Raw genomic sequence first — 23741 nt, 5'->3', positions numbered from 1 at the left:
TGTGGTTTATATGGTATATACTTTTCTTTGTAAATACAAAAAGGTTAAGGAAGGAGCTTCAAATGGTAAATGTCGGAATAATATCTCTTGGATGTGCGAAAAATATCGTTGACTCAGAGAAAATGTTAGGGATAATAAAGGAAAAAGGATTTAATATAGTAAATAATGAAAATGATGCTGACGTTTTGATTATAAATACATGTGGATTCATCGAAAGTGCAAAAAGAGAATCTATCGATTATATACTAGAAATGGGCAAATTAAAGAAAAAGAGATTAAAATCTTTAATTGCATCTGGATGCTTATCAGAAAGATATAAAGATGAACTTTTAAAAAGTCTTCCTGAATTGGATGCTGTAATAGGCACTGGCGATTTTTTGAAAATTGCAGATGTAATTGAAGATACATTGAATGGAAAGCGTATTTTAGAATATGGACATGCAAATGAATTAGATGATAAAGATTCACCAAGAATATTAAGCACACCAAAACATTACGCGTATTTGAAAATCTCAGAAGGATGCAATAATAAGTGTTCATTCTGCATCATACCAAAATTGAGGGGACGTTACCGAAGTGTCAAAATAGAAGATTTACTCAATGAAGCAAAGATGTTAGCTGAAAATGGCGTTAAAGAGTTAATTTTGATTGCTCAAGACACCACAAAGTATGGCATTGATATCTACAATAAATACATGTTGCCAACTTTATTGAGAAAATTATCACATATAGATGGGATAAAATGGATTAGGATATTGTATGCATATCCAGACAGCATTACGGAAGAACTTATTGATGAGATAAAGACAAATGAAAAAGTGCTAAAATATATAGATATACCATTGCAACATTCAAATGATGAAGTTTTAAAGCGAATGAAAAGAAATACAACGAGAAAAAAGATTGAAAGCACAATTGAAAAACTTAAGTCTATTCCTGGAATGATAATTAGAACAACGTTTATTGTTGGTTTTCCGGGAGAGACAGAGGATGAATTTGATGATTTAAAAAATTTCATTGTAGAAAAAAAGTTTAATAAATTGGGTGTATTCACATATTCCAGAGAAGAAGATACTGAAGCTTACGAGATGCAAAATCAAATTTCAGAACAAATTAAACAAAAAAGATACGATGAAATAATGCTTTTACAAAGGAATATATCGCTTGAATATAATAAAAGATTAATTGGAAGTAAGTTTGAAGTAGTGGTAGAAGGACAAAAGGATGGATTTTATTATGGCAGAAGCTATATTGATGCTCCAGATATTGATGGAATGATATTTTTTAAGTCGTATAAGAAGTTAGGCATTGGTGATTTTGTTAAGGTTAAAATCACAAAAGCTTTTGACTATGATCTAATGGGGGAGTTGTTGTGAACGCAGCAAATAAGATTACAATTGCAAGATTGATTTTAGTTCCTTTTTTTATAGTAGTAATGTTGTCAGGGATTAAATACTCAAATATAATTGCAGCTTCTTTATTTTTAGTTGCTTCGTTAACCGATAAGTTAGACGGATATATTGCAAGAAAATACAATCAAATTACAAATTTGGGCAAGTTTATGGATCCTCTTGTAGATAAAATCATGGTTTCATCTGCTTTAATCGTCTTAATACAGCTAAACCGTATACAAAGCTGGATTGTCATAGTTATTCTTTGCAGAGAATTTATAATAACTGGATTAAGAGCGGTTGGAGCAGATAAAGGCGTCGTAATCGCGGCCAGCAATCTTGGTAAATATAAGACGATGTTCCAAATCATAGCTATAATATCGCTAATGCTGAATAATTATCCATTTGAATACGTATTTTTCCCATTTTCGACTATAGCTGTGTATTTAGCACTATTTTTTACAGTTTATTCTGGAATTGATTATGTGGTAAAATGTAGAAACATAATTTTAGGATAAGAAGGTGCATCTTATGAAATGTGAAATAATATCTGTTGGCACAGAGCTTCTTTTAGGGCAAATTGCTAACACAAATTCAAAATTTATATCTGAGATGCTGACTACACTTGGAATAGATGTTTATTTTCAAACAAATGTAGGTGACAATAAAAGCAGACTTTTAGAGTGCCTTAAAATTGCCTCAGATCGTTCTGATTTGATAATTTTAACAGGTGGTTTAGGACCGACAATTGATGATTTGACAAAGGAAACCGTTGCTGAGTTTTTTTCATTAAGGCTTATTGAAAACATTGATACGAAGCTTAAAATTCAATCATATTTTAAAAGGTCAAAAAGAAATTTAACTCAAAATAATTACAAGCAGGCTTTATTTCCGGAAGGAGCTAAAATTTTACCAAATGACAATGGTACAGCTCCTGGATTCATTATAGAAAAAAACAACAAGGTAGTGGTTGTTTTGCCTGGTCCGCCAGCAGAATTAATACCTATGTTTAAAAACTATGTATATTCATATTTAAAACCTTTAAGCGACGAGATAATTGTTTCTAAAGTTATAAAGATGTTTGGCATTAGTGAATCACAAGTTGACGAGATGGTAAATAACTTGCTTGTGTCACAGAATCCTACTGTTGCTCCGCTTGTTGGAAATGGATTTGTCACATTGAGAATAACTGCAAAATCAGATGATCCTTTAAAAGCAAAAAACATGATTGATGAGTATGAAAAAAATATAAGGGGGTTTTTAAGCGAATACATTTTTGGAGTAGATGATGATACATTGGAATCTGTGGTTTTAAACTTATTAAAGACAAAAAATCTTACACTTTCTACTGCTGAATCATGTACTGGTGGATTGTTGTCTGAAAAAATCACTAGTATACCAGGTGCATCTGAAGTGTTTAAATTTGGAGCTATAACGTACAGTAACGAGTCAAAAGAAGAGATTTTAGGTGTATCCAAAAACACCATAGAAAAATATGGAGCAGTTAGCGAAGAAACTGCGAGGGAAATGGCTGTCAATGTAAAAGACATTGCAAAAACAGATTACGGTTTATCTATTACAGGTATAGCCGGTCCCAGCGGTGGTATGCCCACTAAACCTGTTGGTTTAGTCTATATAGGTTTAGCATACAAAAAAACAGTATACATAAAAAAAATAATTTCAAATGGAAATAGGGATAAAATAAGATTAAATTCTGCCATGCATGCTTTAGATATGCTTAGAAGACATTTAAGCGGTCTAAAAATTGACTATTGAATGTTACTAATATATAATTGAATTATGAATATTGCCGAATTTTGGCGGGAGGAGAAATTATGATAGAAAAACAAAAAGCCCTTGACATGGCCATAAGCCAAATTGAAAGACAGTTTGGGAAAGGTTCAATAATGAGACTTGGCGATAATAGTAAGCTTAATATCGATGTGATTTCTACTGGCTCTATAGATTTGGACATAGCTTTAGGAGTTGGTGGAGTTCCAAGGGGAAGAATAATAGAAATATTTGGCCCAGAGTCTTCAGGCAAGACAACAATTGCATTACATATATTGGCTGAGGCTCAGAAATTAGGAGGAACAGGTGCTTTTATAGATGCTGAACATGCTTTAGATCCTGTATATGCTAAAAATGTAGGTGTCAACATAGATAATTTGTTGGTTTCTCAACCAGACACTGGTGAACAAGCTCTTGAAATCGTCGAAGCTTTAGTGCGAAGCGGTGCTGTGGATGTGATTGTTATTGACTCTGTAGCAGCTCTCGTACCGAAAGCAGAAATAGATGGTGATATGGGTGATGCACATGTTGGACTTCAAGCAAGACTTATGTCACAGGCTTTAAGAAAGTTATCTGGTGTTATAAGCAAAACAAAATCTGTAGCGGTATTTATAAATCAGTTGCGAGAAAAAGTTGGTGTAATGTTTGGGAATCCCGAAACGACCCCTGGCGGAAGGGCATTAAAATTTTATTCTACAATTCGTTTGGACGTAAGAAAAGTGGATGGTATAAAACAAGGTAATGATATTGTAGGAAATAGAACGCGGGTAAAAGTCGTAAAGAACAAGGTTGCACCACCTTTTAAACAAGCAGAATTTGACATTATGTATGGAGAAGGTATATCGAGAGAAGGAAGTATTTTAGATTTAGCTGCAAGCATCGACATAATTGATAAAAGTGGCGCATGGTATTCATATGGCGACATAAGGCTTGGACAAGGTAGAGAAAATGCGAAACAGTATTTGAAAGAAAACAAAGCAATTGCTGATGAGATAGAAAACAAAATCAGAGAAAATTTTAATCTTTTAGTGACAACAAAAAAATCTGTCATCGATGATGAAGTTGAACAAGATTAGTAACCCTGTATAGGGTTATTTTTCTATAAAAGGTGATTAGATGAAGATAACAAATATAGAAAAACAGAAAAATGACAATATGCGATTCAATGTTTATATTGATGATAAATATGCTTTCTCTGTTTCTTACGAAGAAAAGGAATTGTTTAAGTTAGAAAATGGTGTTGAAATTGACAAGGAACAATATAATTATTATGTAAACTATTGGACATTTAAAAATGCATATAACGATGCTATTAGAATTTTATCTTACAATATGAAAACAAAGAAAGAGTTATGTGAGAAGTTACGCTTAAAAGGATACAGCGATTCTGTAATTGGTGATGTCATAAATAAGCTTATGGATTTGCATTATTTGGATGATGAGTATTACGCAGAATTATATGTAAAAGAGAAGAAAGAGCGCCTTTTCAGTAAATACAGGATTTACAATGAACTTGTAAGAAAGGGAATAGAGCCTTCTTTAATTGAGTTTAAGCTTTGTGAACTATATGATGATGAAGTAGAAGTAATTCAAAAATTAATTAGAAAAAAAAGTATTTCCACAAATGATAAGTTAAAAATCAAAAATTATCTATACAGAAAGGGATTTAAAATCGAAGACATAAACAAAGTCCTCTCAGATGAGGAGGTTTATTAAATTGTTAAATAGTTCTAAGTTGATTCCTTTGCTTAATGCACTAATAAATAGTGAAAAAAGCCTGCTTAATAATATATCAAATGATTTAAAGAATGCAATAAATGAATTTAATAAAGCTAAAGGCATTGAAAATGAACTTGTAAAAAAGATAAAATCCAGCAAAACATCTTGGCTAACTGCAATTCCACTTGAAAGCTTAAATAACACAAAGCTTGTCAGTGATATTATAAATGATTATAGTGTAATTGCAGTAGATGGCTCACAAATTATGCCTGATAGACATGAAATCAGATTGTGCTATTTAATAAATATAGGTTATGTAATATTTACCTATGGTGAAGATTCAAGTGCGGAGTTAAAATCTGAACCATATCTGTATTTTAAGGAGGAAGATTTATTTAAGGAATATGTAGGTGTTAAAGCTTTAGTTACTCCTAAAGATATAACATTTAAAAGAACAATAATGGAGTATAAAAAAATTTCCGAATGTATATCTAAAATAAAAGGCAAAAATAAAATAGCCTTTATTGATGGAACACTGATAGAATGGATGGTACAAGGGGAACCTGATGAACAAAATATAATCGATAGTGTTCTTGAGACTTTTGATTATGCACAAAAATTTAATACACCTATTGTTGGTTATATAAGTTCTCCTAAAAGCAATGATTTTATAAATATGTTGCGTATATCGCTGTGCCCACAAGACCCAGTAAATTGCAGTAATTGTCCATATTTGAAAAATGATAAAGAATTGCCTTGTAGCACTATAAGCAAGTTAAACGATGCTGATCTTTTTTTGAAAATACTTAATGAAGGAGAAAGATCTCCGTTATTCCTAAGCACATCCCATATTTTAGAAAACTACGGTCAGCACAAAATCGCATTTTTCTATTTAAATACGGGGCATGAAATTGCGCGAATAGAAATTCCATACTGGGTTGCAACTGATAGAAGAAATTTAGATTTAGTTCATTTTGTATGTTATGATCAAACCAAAAAAGGAAATGGGTATCCAATATCACTGTCAGAAGCACATGAACAAGCTGTTGTTACTGGCGCAGATAGGGAACAATTCTATAATATTCTTTCAAATTTATATATAAGGAATGGGTTAAAAGTATCTCGTTCGTATAAATCGCAAAGAAAAAGGAGTAGTATTTTATGAATCACATAGGTGAAGTGATAGAGACCAGTACGCAAAAATTTTTGTGTCAATCGATAAAATTAAATGATGGTCCTGACTTTGGAAGTTTTGTAAAAACAACATCAAACGATATAACTATATATGGAATTGTATATAATGTCTCCACAATGAGTGATGACCAAAGTAGAAAACCAGTAGCTTTTGGATTGTCTGAAGAGGAGTTAAAAATGCAGCAACCACAAATTTTTGAATTAATGCACACGTATTTTGAAGTGCAAATAATTGGATATAAAAAAGACAGATATATTGGATTAATTCCACCTAAACCCGCTAAAATACATGCTTTTACATATCTTTGTGATGAAAGTGATCTAAAATGTATAAGAGAAAATCTCAATTATATAAAGTATATATTAAATAGTAAAACAGGCATTGAAGACGAGCTAATTGCGGCAGCTATAAGGAATTTACATTCTTATGATTCTAACGAAAAAACATATTTGATTGAAGTTGGCAAAGAACTGATAAGATTGCTAAAGAATGATTTCGACAGGTATGTAACCATAAAAAGGATGTGTAATATATGAAAGGAAAAATTTTTAGAGGGTCTATTTCATCTGGTTTGGATGTTAAGCTTATAGGTGACAGCATTATAGAAGATGTTAAGGTTGGTAATTTTATAGTAGTGACCGGCAAAAAAAACAAATATTTGTGTATGGTAACCGATATAAAGTATGAAGCTGTTAATCCTCAAATAATGATCAGTGGAACAGATTTTGATAGCGAAATAGACGAGAAAATAATAGAAGGTACAGGAGTATACGGTGTTGTCACATTGTCGCCTATGATACAAATAGATGAAAGCAAAAATCCTTTAACGGTAAAATCGATACCTTCTTACGGTTCTTATGCATTGGATGCAGATAAAGAAGATATATATGCTGTTTTTGGAGAACCATCAGAGGAAAATTTTTATATCGGCACACCTCCAGAAATGGATATACCAATTTGTATCAATTTAAAAAGGTTAGTAGAGAGAAGCACAGGTATTTTTGGCCGTGCTGGAACTGGAAAAACGTATTTGACACGGTTATTGCTGTCTGGTTTAGTAAAATCTAATCTTGCAGTTAGTCTTATTTTTGATGCTCATAATGAATACGGCTATGGTGCAAAAAGTGAAAATAGCGGATATGTAAAAGGGTTAAAGCAATTATTCGGAAGTAAGGTTGCAATATTTACTTTAGATAGAGAATCTTCCTTGAGGAGACAGGTACCTATTGATGGCGTTTTAAACATTGCCTACAATCAAATAACCCCAGATGATATTTTGTTACTTAATTCCATGTTGAATCTAAATACTACAGCAATTGAAAGTATATATCAAATAATGAAGAAAGAAGGCAACAATTGGCTGTATAATTTCCTTAATATAGATGCTTCAGAGATTGATGAATATGCATTAGATATAGGTGCCAATGCCAGCTCTCTTCAAGCTTTAAGAAGAAAGCTGGAGAGATTTACGAAGCTTCCTTTTTTGATGGAAGTTGTTCCTAATGATTGTATAAAACAAATAATGGATTACTTGCAGAACGGCATAAATGTCGTTGTTGAATTTGGAAATGTATCAACACTTGGTTATATGCTTGTGGCAAATATTATAACGAGACATATACATGATATGTACGTAAAAAAATCTGAGGAAGCTATAGCTAATAACGGAAAAGGTCCCATACCTTTAATCATAACAATTGAAGAGGCTCACAGATTTTTAGATCCCTCAATTTCTAAAGAGACTACTATGGGAGAAATAGCAAGGGAAATGCGGAAATACAATGTAACTTTATTGATTGTAGACCAAAGGACATCCCAAATTGATTCAGAGGTCATGTCTCAAATTGGGACAAAGATTACTTGTCGATTAGAGGACGATAACGACATTAATTCATTTTTATCCGGTGTAAATAATGCATCGAAATTGAGAAATGTATTAGCAAGCCTTGATCAAAAGCAACAAGCTTTAATTTTGGGTCATGCTGTACCTATGCCTGTTGTGATTAAAACGAGAAATTATGACCAAGAATTTTACAAAGATATTTCAACTTACAACGATGCAGATTTTATAGATAAGCCATTTTTAGAATTGATGGAAAAAGAAAAAATCGATGAGCTATTTCCAGACTGATTAGAAGAAGGTGAAATGAATGATAAATATTGCGCATACAGCAGATATTCACATTGGGATAGAGAACTACGGCATTATAAACAAAAAAACAGGATTAAATACAAGATTAGAAGACTTTTTGAACGCATTTGATCGGTTTGTAGATTATTCTATAGAAAATTGTGACGTAGCAATTATTTCAGGCGATATGTACAAATCCAGGGAGCCCAACCCTACTCAGCAAAGAGAACTGGCAAAAAGAATAAAACGCCTTTCGCAATACATTCCAGTTGTCATAAACAATGGAAATCATGATCAGCCAAATTCTGATTCAAAAGCAAGGGCTTTTGATATATATAAAATATTAGATGTAAAAAACGTATATGTGGCCAATAAACCAGATATTTTTCTCATAGAAACTAAAAACGGTCCATTGCAAATTGCGTGCCTTCCGTATTTTCCAAAAAGTTTTCTTTTGAAACTTGAAGAAAGCAAAAATTTAAGTATAAATGAGATAAATAAAAAAATGATTGAGAAAATAAATACTATCATTGATATTCTTACAGCCAAACTCGAACCTTCTATACCTTCGATTTTATCAGCTCATATATCTGTAACAGGAGCAATTACTAGCAGTGAAAAAAGCATTATGATTGGAGATGAAGTTGTTGTACCAATAAGCGTAATTGCTAGACCGCAATACAAATACATTGCATTAGGGCACATACATAAATATCAAATAGTATGGGATATGCCACTTGCCGTATACAGTGGCAGCATAGAGAAAATAGATTTTGGGGAAGAAAGAGACGAAAAAGGATTCTGCCATGTGATTATCGATGGACAAAATGTTACACATAAATTTATCACTACGAATTCCAGGCAGTTTAAAACTATCAATATCGAAATAAAAGATGATTCTTCTCCTACTGAAGAAATATTAAAAGCAGCTAAAAAATACGATTTAAAAGAGTCAATTGTCAGACTAAACTTAAAAATTACAAAGGATATCGATAAACACATCAGGTACAGAGAAATAAGCAAATATTTTATTGAAAATTCTTATTATTTTGTTGGCATAAAAAAAGAATTTGATGCTGATAAAGGTGCTTTAAGAAATCCTGAAATAAATGAACAGCTTAATCCAATTGATGCTCTATCGAAATATTTTTTGTCTGTTGATTTAGATGTTGATAAAGATGAACTTCTAAAAAGAGCTTCCCTCTTATACAAAGAATTGATAGAAGAGGTGAACAAATAAATGGTTCCAATAAGGCTTACGTTAAAGAATTTTATGTCATATTCTGAAAACGAAGTAATGGATTTTACAAGGTTTCATATTGCTGCAATTACAGGTAAAAATGGGAATGGCAAATCATCACTTTGGGATGCTATAACATGGTGTATTTGGGGAAGAGCTAGAGGTTTAGACGGCGCTGGCAGAGGCAGTGATGATCTCATAAGAATTGGTGCTGATGAGATGGAAGTAGAATTCATATTCAAAATAAATAATACTAAATATCGAATTCTAAGAAAGAAAAAAAGAAATTCAAGTTCTATCCTTGAGTTTCATATAATAGGTGATGATGGAACATTAAAATCATTGACTCAAGAAAGGTTAGAAGATACAAGGGACAAAATTGAAAGCACTATCATGTTAGATTATGATACTTTTGTCGCTTCATCTTTCATGCCACAAAACAAGTATGGCTTTTTTTCTGAGGCTGATTCGACAAAAAGAAAGGAGATATTTTCTGAGGTCCTGGGCTTAGATATATACGATAGATTACAGGAAAAAGCCAAAATAAAACGCAATGAATATGAGAAAAAGGTAAATATTATAGATGAACAATTGAAACTGTATATGAATGAAGTAAAAGATAAAAATGAGTTAGTTAACAAAAGAGATGAACTTTTAAAAAAATGCAGTGAAAAAAAATGTGAAATTGACAGGTTAAGCATTGATTTAAACGAATTAGATGAAAAAAAGCGTCACATGGATGATAACATAATAAAATACAATGAATATAACGAGAGAATAAAGTTTAACGAAAAAGTAATCTCAGAATACAAAATTATGATGGAGGATATGAAAAATAAAATAAATGAAGTAAATAATCTTTTGAAGGATGAAAGTGCAATCGTTGAAGGATACAATACATTTAAATTTGTAAAAGAACAGCTAAAAGAACTTGAAAAAAAATATACTAATTTTAATCAGCTTGAAAGAGAAAAAATCCAAATTGAAACTACCATAAATATATTGAGAAAAGAAACTCAGTTGGAACTAAAGAATTTGCAATTTAAATACAATGATACTTTACTAAGGTACAATGAAATAGAAAATAATGTTTCAAAATTACTTGAATTGGAAAAAGGCTTACAGGAAATTGGTAATTTACAAGAAAAAATAAAATTAAACGATGAAGAAATTCAAAAATCTACTCAAAAAATAGCTGAATATAAAGTTCAACTGGACAATTTTAATAAAAAGACGGAAGAACTTAAAGAAAACTACAAACTAATATTGCAAACTGATGCGAAATGTCCATTGTGTAGTTCGCCACTTGATGAAAATAAAAAAAGTAGTTTGCTGAATGATATCAAAAAAGAAATAAAAGATATAGCAAATAAGATATATGCAATAAATGATGAAATTTTAAAAGAGCAAAACAATATAAGATTTTTAAAAAAAGAGCGTGATAATCTGTTGATGCTTCAAAATAAACGGGAAAAGTTAATAGCTAACATTGATTCACTTAAAAATACTATTGCTGAAAAAGAAAGCTTATTAAATCTACTAAATGAATTAAAGGAAAAAATGAGCGATGTTAATAATTGTTTGGCTAATGAATCTTTTGCTTCTGCTGAGAAAGATAGATTGTCAGATGTTGAAACTAAATTAAAAAATTTAAACTTTTCAATTGAGCTTTATGAAAATATAAAGAATAAATATGAATTATATAGAGACTTTGAAAAAAAATATGAAAGACTTTGCATTTCAAAGCAAAGCTTATCTGATTATCAGGATACATATCAAAGTTATAAAAAGACGATAGAAGTTTATTCAGAGTATTTAAACAAAGACAAAGAAATGTTGGAGTTTTTTAAGTCACAGTTTGCCGGTTATGATAATTTGATAGATGACATAAAAAAATTAAGGCAAAAAATAGATATTATAAACAATGAATATCTAGAACTAAACGCCAATTTAACATCTATTGTTGACCAACTGAATAGGCTAGAAATTTTAGAGAAGAAAATTGTCGATTTAAATAAAGAGAAAGATGTTTATCTATCTGAAATACATTATTACGAAATATTGGAGAAAAGTTTTAGCAAAAAAGGTATACAAGCATTAATTATAGAAAATGCATTGCCGGAATTTGAAGATACTGCCAACAATTTTTTGTCTAAATTATCAGATGGAAGGATGTATGTAAGTCTAGTCACTCAAAAAATTAACAAAAATGGCTCTGTACAAGAAACACTTGATATAGAAATTTCAGATGAATTGGGAAAAAGAAAATACGAACTTTTTAGCGGTGGAGAAGCCTTTAGGATCAATTTTGCGTTGAGAATTGCTTTATCGAAGTTTCTATCAAGAAGAGCAGGTGTTAATTTACAAACCTTAATAATAGACGAAGGCTTTGGATCTCAAGATGTACTTGGGCGTCAAAATATTATTGACGTATTGAATATGATAAAAGATGAATTTGAATTAGTCTTAGTAATAACGCATATTGATGAACTTAAAGAAAGCTTTCCATACTCAATAGAAATCACAAAAGATGAAAATGGGTCACATATAGTATATCCTTAAGCACTAAGTCAGTAATATAGCAAGGATGCTAACTTGACATAATTTTGAAATAGGAATAAAATATAAAATGAGTATCAACAAAGGAGGTGTAGGCATATTAACAATATTAGTCCACTATTTATAGCAGTAATTGCATTAATCGCCATAGCAATTGGTCTTTTTGCAGGATATTTCATACGAAAATTTATTGCAGAATCCAAAATAAAAAGCGCTGAAGAATTAGCTAAAACTATTTTGGAAAATGCAAAAAAAGACGGTGAAAATAAAAAAAGAGAGTTGCTTTTGGAAGCAAAAGAAGAAATTCATAGACAACGAACTGATCTCGAAAAGGAAGTCAGGGATCGTAGAGGCGAACTTCAAAGAATGGAAAGGCGTTTAATCCAAAAAGAAGAGTCTCTTGACAGAAGAGCTGAAACATTAGAACAAAAGGATGCAATGATTGAAAGGAAACAAAAAGAAATAAGCGATTTGGAAGAAGAAATTAAAATAATGCATCAAAAAGAAGTTGAAGAATTAGAAAGAATATCCGAATTAACCAGAGAAGAAGCCAGAAATATTTTATTAAACGATGTTAAAAACGAAATATCACATGAAGCTGCTTTGATGATAAAGGAAATTGAAGCTAAAGCAAAAGAAGAAGCAGAAAGCAAAGCGAGGGAAATAGTTGTTACTTCAATTCAACGATGTGCTGTTGATCATGCAGCCGAAACAACTGTTTCGGTAGTAGCATTGCCTAACGATGAAATGAAAGGAAGAATCATAGGTCGTGAAGGCAGGAATATTAGAACCTTAGAGACATTGACAGGTATTGATTTGATAATTGATGATACACCAGAAGCAGTAGTTATATCAGGATTCGATCCAATACGGCGTGAAATCGCCCGTATAGCTTTAGAAAAATTAATTGAAGATGGAAGAATACATCCAGCCAGAATTGAAGAAATGGTGGAGAAAGCTAGAAAAGAAGTCGATAATGTCATTATTAAAGCTGGAGAAGAAGCAACTTTTGAAGTTGGCGTTCACGGAATTCACCCTGAATTGATAAAATTACTTGGAAGATTAAAGTTTAGGACAAGTTACGGGCAGAATGTTTTGAAACATTCCATAGAAGTTGCTCATTTAGCGGGGCTTATGGCGTACGAACTTGGTGCTGATGCAAATATAGCCAAAAGGGCCGGATTATTGCATGATATAGGAAAGGCAGTAGACCATGAAGTTGAAGGTCCACATGTAATGATAGGGGCAGATCTTGCAAAGAGATATCATGAATCAAATGAAGTCATTCATGCTATAATGGCACATCACAATGATGTTGAGCCTCAGACAGTTGAAGCAGTTTTAGTTCAGTCAGCAGACGCCATATCTGCAGCAAGACCTGGTGCAAGACGCGAGACACTTGAAGCGTATTTAAAAAGATTAAATAAATTAGAGGAAATTGCTAATTCATTTGATGGTGTTGAAAAATCGTATGCTATACAGGCTGGCAGAGAAATAAGAATAATGGTAAAACCAGAAATCATAAACGATGAAACTACGATCATGTTAGCAAGAGAAATTACTAAAAAAATCGAGGAAGAATTGGAATATCCTGGTCAAATTAAGGTTATAGTAGTTAGAGAAACTGTTGCAGTTGATTATGCTAAATAAATTTGAAATAAAGCGTGCATATGCACGCTTTTCGATTTATAATTATCGATTATAGTAGTATAATAATATTATGTTGTAAATGAACGGAGGTTTATATGAATACGCTTATAATAGGTGATATTGTTGGAAGAATCGGAAGAAATATACTAAAGGATAAATTGCGGCAGTTAATTGAAGAAAATGATATTAATTTGGTCATTGCAAATGCTGAAAATGCTGCAGGTGGAAATGGCATAACGCGAAAAGTTGCCGATGAACTTTTTGAAATGGGAATATCGGCTTTAACTATGGGTAACCATGTATGGGATCAAAAAGAAATTTTTAACTTTATCGATGAAGAAAGAAGAATTGTAAGACCTGCAAATTATCTTCCTAACACCCCTGGAAGAGGTTCTTCTCTGCTTAACATAAACAATATAAAAATCGGAATTATCAATTTGCAAGGTACAGTGTTTATGCCATGCAATAACAATCCTTTTTTTGTTGCTGATGAAGAAATAAAAATGTTAAAAGAACATACGAACATAATAATTGTTGATTTTCATGCCGAAGCTACGTCAGAAAAAATAGCTTTAGGTTATTACTTAGATGGGAAAGTATCGTGCGTATATGGAACACATACACATGTTCAAACGGCAGATGAAAAAATATTGCCAGGTGGTACAGGATATATAACTGATGTGGGAATGACAGGCCCGTATGATTCTGTTTTGGGAATGGACAAAGATAAGATAATAAAAAAATTTACATCTTCTTTGCCTGTTAAATTTGATATTGCAAAAGGCCCAGCTCAAATAAATGGATTGGTAATAAAAATAGACGAATCTACAGGAAAATGTATTGATATTTACAGAATAAACAAAAATTATATATAAGTTTTAATTTAGAAGGATTTTTAATTTTTTTGTAGAATATAGATAATGTATTCGATATATTAAAAGGGGGATATACGATGGAGGTTTTAAAGGTCTCAGCAAAGTCTAATCCAAATTCAGTAGCAGGTGCACTAGCTGGTGTACTCAGAGAACGCGGTGGGGCAGAGGTACAAGCAATTGGAGCAGGTGCATTAAATCAAGCAATAAAAGCAGTAGCTATAGCAAGAGGTTTTGTTGCACCTGGTGGTATCGATTTGATTTGCATACCAGCCTTTACAGACATTGAAATCGATGGAGAGGAACGAACAGCCATTAAGTTGATCGTAGAACCAAGATAAACAACCTGCAAAACAGGTTGTTTTTAGTTTAACATTAGGAGTGGAAATAAATGTTTGCTGACTTGCATATACACACTACTAAATCAGATGGAACACATAAACCAAAAGAAGTAGTATACTTGGCAAAAAAAGCCGGTTTAAGTATTATTGCCATTACAGATCATGATACATTGGAAGGCATTGATGAAGCAATATATGCCTCAAAAATTTTCGACGTAGAAATAATACCTGGGATCGAGCTTAACTCATATGATGGAAAACAAGATGTACACATACTTGGATATTTTATCAATCATAATAATAAAGACTTTTTAGGAAGATTGGCAGAGATTAGAGATTCCAGAATCTCTCGCGCAAAACTTATGATTCAAAAGCTTAATGGAATTGGCGTTAACATAAATTATGATGATGTACTAAAATACGCTAAAGAATCTTACATAGGACGACCTCATATTGCAAGAGCTATAGTTGAGGCAGGTTATTCAAAAAGCGTAAAAGAAGTTTTCGACAGATATATTGGTGAAGGACAACCAGCTTACGTTGAGAGATATAGGCTTCATCCATTTGAATCAATTAAAATGATAAAAGATATTGGTGGCATACCTGTATTGGCGCATCCAGGTCTTCTTAAAGATAAAAAAATTATAAGTCATCTTATCGAAAATGGTTTAAAAGGCATCGAAGTATATCATTCGAAACACAGCAAGGATGATACAGCGTTTTTTAAAAATTTTGCCATAGAAAATAATTTGTTGATAACCGGCGGTTCAGATTTTCATGGAATTGATGTAGATGGAAAATATCTGTTGGGCACAGTAAAGCTTGATTACGAATATGTAGTAAAACTTAAAGAAAGTATTAAATAGTAGAAATAATATCAAAAATAAGTTAAAATAATAGATATACTGTAGGAGGTGGAAATATGAGATTATCGGACAAGGCTCTTAGCATTAGTCCTTCACTGACATTAGATATTACCGCCAAAGCAAATAGAATGAGAAAATCAGGAATAAATGTGATTGGTTTTGGAGCAGGAGAACCTGATTTTGATACACCTGATTATATAAAAGAAGCAGCAATTAGTGCTATAAGAGAAGGTTACACAAAATATACACCTACTTCAGGTATTTTGGAGCTAAAAGAAGCAATAGTACAAAAGTTAAAAAGAGACAATAATTTATCTTATGATGTTTCTCAAATAGTAGTTTCAAATGGTGCTAAACAGGCAATCTTTAATACATTATGTGCCATATTAAATCAAGGTGACGAAGTCATAATTCCTTCTCCTTATTGGCTTAGCTATCCTGAAATGGTTAAGTTAGCTGGCGGTGTTCCAGTTTTTATTGATACTGCAGAAAGCAATAATTTTAAAATTACTGCAACGCAATTAGAAGAAGCAATAAGCGATAAGACAAAAGCAATTATTATAAATAGCCCAAATAATCCTACTGGGGCAGTTTATAATGAAGATGAATTGAAAAATATAGCATCTTTAGCTGTAAAACATAACATTTATGTGATTTCTGATGAAATTTATGAAAAGTTAATTTACAATGGGAAACATGTCAGCATTGCTTCTTTTAATGAAGGAATAAAAAATTTGACAATTATAATAAATGGCATGTCAAAAGCTTATTCAATGACAGGATGGAGGATTGGATATTCTGCATCAAATCCCGAGATTGCTAAATTAATTAACAATATTCAAAGTCATACTACATCAAATCCTAATACAATAGCTCAATATGCCAGTGTTGTAGCACTGAATCAAGGCGATGATACGATCAAAGCTATGGTTGTTGAATTTAAGAGAAGACGGGATTACATGCTTCAAAGAATAAATAAAATAGATGGTTTAAAAGCTATCGCACCAGATGGCGCATTTTATATAATTATCAACATCAGTAATTTTATTGGGACTGAAATAGATGGAAGAAAAATAAATGGTTCCATTGATTTTGCTAATTTTCTTTTAGAAAAAGCTAAAGTTGCTGTAATACCATGTCTTCCATTTGGCAATGATAATTATATTAGAGTTTCGTATGCAACATCGATGAATAATATTGAAGAAGGCTTTAATAGAATAGAAAACTTATTAACAAATTTTTAGAAATCGGAGGTAATTATGTCAAATCTATATGAAAATCCATTGATAACACGTTATGCAAGCAAAGAAATGTCTCAAATATTCTCAGATGATGAAAAATTTAAAACTTGGAGAAAGCTATGGATCGCTTTAGCAAAAAGCGAAAAAGAATTAGGGCTTAATATTACCGATGAACAAATAGAAGAGATGGAGAAACATGTTGAAGATATAAATTACGAAGATGCTAAGAGATTGGAAAAAGAACTTCGGCACGATGTCATGGCACATATTAGAGCATATGGCCTGCAGTGTCCAAAGGCAAAGCCGATTATACACTTAGGAGCAACATCTGCTTTTGTGGATGATAATACAGATATTATACTTATGTATAAAGGATTCCAGATAATCAGAAAAAAATTGCTTAAGCTAATTGAGATACTTTCAGATTTTGCATTAAAATATAAAGATGTACCTACATTGGGTTTTACTCACTTTCAACCAGCTCAGTTGACAACTGTCGGGAAAAGAGCTACTCTGTGGATTCAAGATTTGATATTTGATTACGAAGATCTTGAATATAGGCTTAAAAATATAAAACTAAGAGGCGTAAAAGGAACAACAGGAACACAGGCAAGTTTCATGGAGCTGTTTAATGGTGACGAAGAAAAAGTAAAACTGCTTGATAGGCTTGTAGTAGAAAAGATGGGCTTTGACAAATCGTTTGACGTAACTGGCCAAACTTACACAAGGAAGTATGACTTTTTGCTTCTTTCTGTTTTAAGTGAAATAGCTCAAAGTGCACACAAATTCAGCAATGATATAAGATTGTTGCAGCATTTAAAGGAAATAGAAGAACCATTTGAAGAAAAACAAGTAGGCTCATCAGCAATGGCATATAAAAGAAATCCAATGAGATGCGAAAGGATAGCATCACTTTCCAGGTACGTTATTACGGCACTGCTTAATTCATCAATTACATCATCTTCACAATGGTTTGAAAGAACACTTGATGATTCTGCCAATAGAAGAATTATAATACCAGAGATGTTTCTCGCAACTGATGCTATTTTAAATTTATATTTAAATGTCGCATCTGGATTACAGGTGAATACCAAAATAATTAACAAGCATGTCATGAATGAACTGCCATTTATGGCTACTGAAGCAATTTTAATGGAATGTGTTGTAAAAGGCGGAGATAGACAAGAATTGCATGAAGTCATACGTGAAAATTCGCTAAAGGCCCAGGAAATTATTAAAAACGGTGGAGAAAATCAGCTATTAGATATGTTAAAAAAAGATGAAAGAATAATTTTGTCAGACACAGAGATTGATGATATTATAAATCCTATCAAATTTACTGGAAGAGCTATAAATCAGACGGTAGAATACATAGAGAATGTGGTTAAACCGTTGCTTAATGCAAATCGCATTGAAGACGTAGAAGTCAGTATAGAAGTATAAAAATAATTATGTTATAATTTACGTGATAGGAGGCGTAAATATGAATCTGATAAAAATAAAAGAAATGAAAGATCATGTGGGGGAAGAAGTTACAATTAATGGATGGCTATACAATAAAAGATCCAGCGGGAAAATTAAATTTTTAATAATACGAGATGGATCTGGATTTGTTCAGGGCATAGTTGTAAAAAATGAAGTAGACGAAAATGTCTTTGAACTTTGCGACAAATTAACACAGGAATCTTCTATATCAGTTTCTGGCATTGTGAGAAAAGATGAAAGATCTCCTTTCGGTTTCGAACTTACAGTTAAAAATGTAGATTTAATACAGATGGCTTTTAATGATTATCCTATTTCATTAAAAGAACATGGAGTAGATTTTTTATTAGACAATAGACACCTTTGGATCAGAACACCGAGACAGCAGGCAATTTTGTCTATTCGCCATGAAGTTATAAAGGCAATACAAGAGTTTTTAAATAATAATGATTTTGTAAGAATTGACTCCCCAATCATAACACCATCTACTTGTGAAGGAACTTCAGACCTTTTTCAAATAGATTATTTTGGTGAAAATGCTTATCTTTCACAAACTGGTCAGTTGTATCAAGAAGCTGCTGCCATGGCATTTGGTAAGGTGTACAGCTTTGGTCCAACATTTAGAGCTGAAAAATCAAAAACGAGAAGACACTTAAATGAGTTTTGGATGGTTGAGCCTGAAATGGCTTTTGTCGATCATTACGGCAATATGGAAGTTCAAGAAAAGTTGGTAGAATACATAGTTCAATCTGTATTAGAAAACTGTTCAAGGGAATTAAAAGAACTTGGAAGAGATCTAGGTAAGCTGGAAAAAATCAAAACTCCTTTTCCTCGATTGACATACGATGAAGCAATTGAGCTTTTGAATAAAAATGGATATGAGATTCAATGGGGGAATGATTTGGGCTCGCCAGATGAGACATTCTTGTCAAATCAATTTGATAAACCTGTCTTCATAACTGAATACCCTGCCAAATGCAAAGCCTTTTACATGCAGCCGAAAGAAGATAGACCTGAAGTAGTGCTATGTGCAGATTTGCTTGCACCTGAAGGCTATGGGGAGATTATTGGAGGCAGTCAGCGTATTCACGATTATGATTTGTTAGTAAAAAGGCTGAAAGAAGAAAATTTGCCTATTGATATGTACGATTGGTATCTTGATTTAAGAAAATATGGCACTGTACCACATTCCGGCTTTGGACTTGGTATAGAGAGAACAGTTGCATGGATAACTAATACAGAACATGTGAGAGAATGCATACCATTTCCAAGAACACTGTCCAGAATTCGCCCATAATAAACAGTATGAACATTTCACATCCCAATATCATAAAATAGTATTAGCGAAAAATGTATTGGGATGTGATTGTCATGAGTATATGGTCTGTAAACTTTGAAAATTATAAGATTGAAAAAAAATCAAAATCTGATGACAATAAAAATATAGAAAAAGATAAAAACCTCGAGATAGAAGCATTAAAAGAATTAAACTCTTTAATTGGCCTTAACAAAGTAAAACAAATAATAAACGAGTTATATGCTTTAGAGCAAGTTCAAATTAAGAGGAAAAATGCAGGATTAGTGACAGATCCAATAGTTTTACATATGGTGTTTAAGGGGAATCCTGGTACTGGAAAGACAACCGTTGCAAGAATATTGGGTAAGCTTTTAAAGGGCATTGGAGTCCTTAACAAAGGACATGTGGTAGAAGTGGAAAGAGCCGACTTAGTTGGCGAATACATAGGACATACGGCTCATAGAGTACAAGAAAATGTAAAAAAAGCATTAGGCGGAATATTATTTGTAGATGAAGCTTATTCCTTGGCAAGGGGTGGAGAAAAGGACTTTGGTAAAGAGGCGATTGATACTTTAGTCAAAGCAATGGAAGATTACAAAGATCAGTTTGTCTTGATTTTGGCAGGTTATAGAGATGAAATGGAATATTTTCTAAACACAAACCCAGGTTTAAGATCTAGATTCCCTATACAAATTGATTTTCCTGACTACACTATAGATGAATTGTTACGGATTGCAGAATTAATGACAAAGAATAGGCAATACGTACTAACAGATAGCGCAAAAAGAAAAATAATGAAAGTTTTAATTAATGACAATACTACAAGAGAAATAGGCAATGCGAGATTGGTTAGAAACATAATTGAAAGAGCTATAAGAAAACAAGCTGTAAGAGTAATAAATAAAAAAACAATAACAAAAGACGATTTGATGATAATTGATTCTATTGATATTAGAGAGGATTGAGAATATGTCGGAAAACATACTTGAAGAAAAATTTAACATCTCTAAAGATGTTATTTTTTTGCTTGAAAAGGCAGAAAATGATGTTGAAGAGGAGTTTAAAAAAATTGATAAGATCGTAGAAAAAAATCAATACAAAGTATTGTACGCAATGCAAAAGAATCATTTGAGCGATATACATTTTAATGGAACAACAGGATATGGTTATGGCGACATAGGAAGAGATACAATAGAAAAAATATATTCTGACATATTTAACACACAAGACGCCTTAGTAAGGCCTCAAATAGTTTCTGGAACACATGCCATATCTTTATGCCTTTATGGTGTATTAAGACCAAATGATGAGCTAATATCGGCTTGTGGAACACCGTATGATACTCTTACTGATATAATAGGGAAGGGAAGCAATAGCAACAATGGTTCTCTTACAGATTTAGGAATTATATATAAAGAAGTTCCTCTTTTGAAAAATGGCAAAGTTGATGTAGAAAGACTTATAGATCAAGTTTCAAGTAAAACTAAAATGGTTATGATACAGAGATCAAAAGGATATGACTTTAGGTATTCGCTTTCTATTGATGATATTGAATTTGTTATTAAAAAGTTGAAAGACAAAAATAAAGATATAATTGTATTTGTAGACAATTGTTATGGCGAATTTACAGAAGATTTAGAACCTACAGACGTTGGAGCAGATCTGATTGCAGGCTCTTTGATAAAAAATCCTGGAGGTGGTATATCTCCTACAGGTGGTTATGTTGCAGGAAAGAAAGAGCTTGTTGAAAAAGCAGCATACAGATTATTTGCACCTGGGATAGGGAAGAAGGTTGGCCCTACACTGAATACAAATCGTTTAACATTAGAAGGATTATTTTTTTCACCTTTGATTGTTGGCAATGCATTGAAAGGAGCTATAATTTTAGCTAAAATAATGGAAACGCTGGGATATGAAGTTTTGCCAAGATTCAATGATTTGAGAACAGATATTGTACAAGCAATTAGATTTAAAACAAAAGAAGAATTAATTACTTTCATTCAAAGCATCCAGAAAGGTTCTCCTGTTGATTCACATGTGGTTCCTGAACCATGGGATATGCCAGGATATGACGATCAAGTTATTATGGCTGCAGGGGGATTTATTCAAGGTTCATCTATTGAATTAAGTGCTGATGCTCCTATTAGGAAACCATATACAGCTTATGTACAGGGTGGTTTATCATATTATCAAGTAAAGCTTAGCCTTATGATTGCAATAAGCAATATGATAGAGAAAGGATTCATCAAAATCTAAATTTAAGAAAGCTCAAACGAATCATCATTTGAGCTTTCTTATTACACCAACTACTTTTCCTAAAATCATCACATCATCTACAATTATAGGGTTCATTGAAGGATTTTCAGGTTGCAACCTTATATGATTGCTTTCCTTATAAAATCTTTTCACAGTTGCTTCATCTTCCATTAAAGCTACTACAATGTCACCGTTGTCTGCGTATGACTGCTTTCTAATTATGATGTAATCACCGTCTAATATACCCGCATTTATCATGCTTTCCCCGCGAACTTTTAAAATAAAACTTTCACTTTCATAACCTGTAATAAGATCTCTCGGTACAGAATAATACTCTTCAATATTTTGAACAGCTAATATAGGAGTTCCAGCAGTGACCTTACCAATGACAGGCAACTTTACAACGTCGCTAATATACTTTTCATCATTGCTTAAAACCTCAATAGCTCTTGGTTTTGTTGGATCTCTTCTAATATAGCCTTTTTTCTCAAGGCGCGACAAGTGTCCATGAACTGTTGATGTAGAACGCAAGCCCACAGCTTTCCCAATTTCTCTAACCGATGGTGGATATCCTTTGCGTTTAATTTCACTCTTTATAAAATCAATTATCTCTTGTTGCTTAATGCTTATTTTAGATACATCTTTCACGATTAGACCCCTCCAAATTTTTCTTTATTATAACACAAAGGCACAATTTAATCAAACATTAGTTCTTATTATCAATATTCAATTCAGAGAGGGGATTCTTACTTACAGCGTCTCTCAGTTGACTGTCATCAACGTGTGTATATATCTGTGTAGTTGATACGTTAGAATGTCCTAATAACCTTTGTAATGTTCTGATATCAACCTTTCCATATCTGTACATAAGCGTCGCTGCCGTATGCCTAAGTTTATGAGTAGAATACTTTTTGCCATCAAGATTAGCGTCTTTTAAATGTTTTTTAACGATGTATTGTATAGTCTTAATGCTTATCCTTTGCAATCTTTTGCTTAAAAACAATGCCTTTTTGTCTTTAACGCCGTCATGTGGCCTAACTTTTAAATAATCGTTTATGGCATTTATACACGCATCATTAAGGTAAACAGTCCTCTGTTTGTTTCCTTTTCCAATAACAGTAAGTTTATCATCTTTAATATCGCTAATATTTATATTTGCTAATTCTGACAGTCTAAGTCCACAATTTAAGAACAAGGTGATTATGGCGTAATCCCGCTCTTTAAATTCTCCATCAATAGAGTTTAATAATTTTACACTTTCATCTAATGTCAAATATACAGGCTGTCTAATGCCAAGCTTAGGTGACTCTAATTCCAAAGCAGGGTTTTTTGTTATTATTTTTCTTTTTGCGTATAGGTAATTATAAAAAGATCTTAAACTTGCAACTTTGCGAGCGCGGGCTGGAGGAGTATTAGATCTTTCATGTGTGACAAAAGATAAAAAAGCATACAAATCATTTAAATCGATCGACTCAATGAGAGAGATATCAACATCGCTAATATCGATGTTATCAAAATCCGAATCAGAGCATAGATTTTTTCTAACCTTTATAAATCTGAAAAACAAAATTAAATCGTATAAATAGGCTTTAACAGTATTAGGTGATCTAGCTTTTATAGTAGAAAAATAGTTTAAGAATTCTTCAAGAATAGGAGGTAATTCTAAATTATCTTTAGTTGAGATAAACATATCAAAAATTCACCTCTATG

At 32.2% G+C, this 23741-nt stretch carries 21 protein-coding genes; 19 read left to right on the top strand and 2 right to left on the bottom strand.

What is annotated here, in order from left to right; genetic code table 11:
• Positions 1–62: 62 nt before the first annotated feature.
• The 19 genes from rimO to JJQ93_RS03585 all read left to right on the top strand — a co-directional run bounded on the left by rimO (position 63) and on the right by JJQ93_RS03585 (position 22031).
• Positions 63–1376 carry a 30S ribosomal protein S12 methylthiotransferase RimO gene (gene rimO, locus JJQ93_RS03675; protein WP_274892784.1) on the top strand — a complete coding sequence of 438 codons (1314 nt, stop codon included), beginning with the start codon at positions 63–65 and terminating at the stop codon, positions 1374–1376.
• Positions 1373–1909, top strand: a complete 537-nt coding sequence (pgsA, locus tag JJQ93_RS03670; RefSeq protein ID WP_045408158.1) for a CDP-diacylglycerol--glycerol-3-phosphate 3-phosphatidyltransferase — start codon at positions 1373–1375, stop codon at positions 1907–1909. The genes rimO and pgsA overlap by 4 nt, the downstream gene beginning before the upstream one ends.
• A gap of 13 nt (positions 1910–1922) precedes the next feature.
• Positions 1923–3167, top strand: coding sequence for a competence/damage-inducible protein A (locus tag JJQ93_RS03665; protein WP_274892783.1), 1245 nt, complete (start codon positions 1923–1925; stop codon positions 3165–3167).
• Between the two features lie 59 nt (positions 3168–3226).
• Positions 3227–4258, top strand: a complete 1032-nt coding sequence (gene recA, locus JJQ93_RS03660; RefSeq protein WP_045408153.1) for a recombinase RecA — start codon at positions 3227–3229, stop codon at positions 4256–4258.
• 40 nt (positions 4259–4298) lie between these two features.
• The gene (locus JJQ93_RS03655) at positions 4299–4898 is read left to right on the top strand and encodes a RecX family transcriptional regulator (protein ID WP_274892782.1); all 600 of its coding nucleotides are present in this window, start codon (positions 4299–4301) and stop codon (positions 4896–4898) included.
• 1 nt (position 4899) lies between these two features.
• Positions 4900–6066, top strand: a complete 1167-nt coding sequence (locus JJQ93_RS03650) for a DNA double-strand break repair nuclease NurA (protein WP_274892781.1) — start codon at positions 4900–4902, stop codon at positions 6064–6066.
• A complete protein-coding gene (locus tag JJQ93_RS03645; RefSeq protein ID WP_045408149.1) occupies positions 6063–6632 on the top strand; it encodes an HAS-barrel domain-containing protein in 570 nt (189 codons plus the stop codon). Before JJQ93_RS03650 ends, JJQ93_RS03645 begins: the two co-directional genes overlap by 4 nt.
• Entirely contained in the window at positions 6629–8227 is a 1599-nt protein-coding gene (locus JJQ93_RS03640) for an ATP-binding protein (protein ID WP_045408147.1), read from the top strand. The genes JJQ93_RS03645 and JJQ93_RS03640 overlap by 4 nt, the downstream gene beginning before the upstream one ends.
• 19 nt (positions 8228–8246) lie before the next feature.
• Positions 8247–9467: a metallophosphoesterase family protein gene (locus JJQ93_RS03635; protein ID WP_274892780.1), complete on the top strand. Its 1221-nt coding sequence runs from the start codon at positions 8247–8249 to the stop codon at positions 9465–9467.
• A complete protein-coding gene (locus tag JJQ93_RS03630) occupies positions 9468–12029 on the top strand; it encodes an AAA family ATPase (RefSeq protein ID WP_274892779.1) in 2562 nt (853 codons plus the stop codon).
• 120 nt (positions 12030–12149) lie between these two features.
• The gene (gene rny, locus JJQ93_RS03625) at positions 12150–13676 is read left to right on the top strand and encodes a ribonuclease Y (protein WP_206199004.1); all 1527 of its coding nucleotides are present in this window, start codon (positions 12150–12152) and stop codon (positions 13674–13676) included.
• 95 nt (positions 13677–13771) lie between these two features.
• The gene (locus tag JJQ93_RS03620; RefSeq protein ID WP_274892778.1) at positions 13772–14551 is read left to right on the top strand and encodes a TIGR00282 family metallophosphoesterase; all 780 of its coding nucleotides are present in this window, start codon (positions 13772–13774) and stop codon (positions 14549–14551) included.
• Between the two features lie 77 nt (positions 14552–14628).
• Positions 14629–14889, top strand: coding sequence for a stage V sporulation protein S (locus JJQ93_RS03615; RefSeq protein ID WP_013297863.1), 261 nt, complete (start codon positions 14629–14631; stop codon positions 14887–14889).
• A gap of 50 nt (positions 14890–14939) precedes the next feature.
• Positions 14940–15755 carry a PHP domain-containing protein gene (locus tag JJQ93_RS03610; protein WP_274892775.1) on the top strand — a complete coding sequence of 272 codons (816 nt, stop codon included), beginning with the start codon at positions 14940–14942 and terminating at the stop codon, positions 15753–15755.
• A 56-nt stretch (positions 15756–15811) separates the two neighbouring features.
• Positions 15812–16999, top strand: coding sequence for a pyridoxal phosphate-dependent aminotransferase (locus JJQ93_RS03605; RefSeq protein WP_274892774.1), 1188 nt, complete (start codon positions 15812–15814; stop codon positions 16997–16999).
• Between the two features lie 15 nt (positions 17000–17014).
• Entirely contained in the window at positions 17015–18439 is a 1425-nt protein-coding gene (purB, locus tag JJQ93_RS03600; protein WP_274892773.1) for an adenylosuccinate lyase, read from the top strand.
• A 40-nt stretch (positions 18440–18479) separates the two neighbouring features.
• Positions 18480–19775 (top strand): asparagine--tRNA ligase, encoded by a 1296-nt coding sequence (gene asnS, locus JJQ93_RS03595; RefSeq protein ID WP_085111925.1) that lies wholly within the window; start codon positions 18480–18482, stop codon positions 19773–19775.
• A 74-nt stretch (positions 19776–19849) separates the two neighbouring features.
• Positions 19850–20740, top strand: a complete 891-nt coding sequence (gene spoVK / locus JJQ93_RS03590) for a stage V sporulation protein K (protein ID WP_085111924.1) — start codon at positions 19850–19852, stop codon at positions 20738–20740.
• A 4-nt stretch (positions 20741–20744) separates the two neighbouring features.
• Positions 20745–22031, top strand: coding sequence for a methionine gamma-lyase family protein (locus JJQ93_RS03585; RefSeq protein ID WP_274892772.1), 1287 nt, complete (start codon positions 20745–20747; stop codon positions 22029–22031).
• Between the two features lie 24 nt (positions 22032–22055).
• On the opposite strand, the gene lexA is transcribed toward JJQ93_RS03585, so the two are convergent.
• Positions 22056–22679, bottom strand: a complete 624-nt coding sequence (gene lexA / locus JJQ93_RS03580) for a transcriptional repressor LexA (RefSeq protein ID WP_274892771.1) — start codon at positions 22677–22679, stop codon at positions 22056–22058.
• A 58-nt stretch (positions 22680–22737) separates the two neighbouring features.
• On the bottom strand, positions 22738–23721 hold the full coding sequence (locus JJQ93_RS03575) for a tyrosine recombinase XerC (protein ID WP_274892770.1): 984 nt from the start codon (positions 23719–23721) through the stop codon (positions 22738–22740).
• Between the last annotated feature and the right edge of the window lie 20 nt (positions 23722–23741).

The organism is Thermoanaerobacterium sp. R66 (assembly GCF_028895185.1).
Taxonomy (GTDB): Bacteria; Bacillota; Thermoanaerobacteria; order Thermoanaerobacterales; family Thermoanaerobacteraceae; genus Thermoanaerobacterium.
The sequence above is the reverse complement of the archived record's forward strand: the minus strand, read 5'-3'. Positions and strand labels throughout refer to the sequence as shown.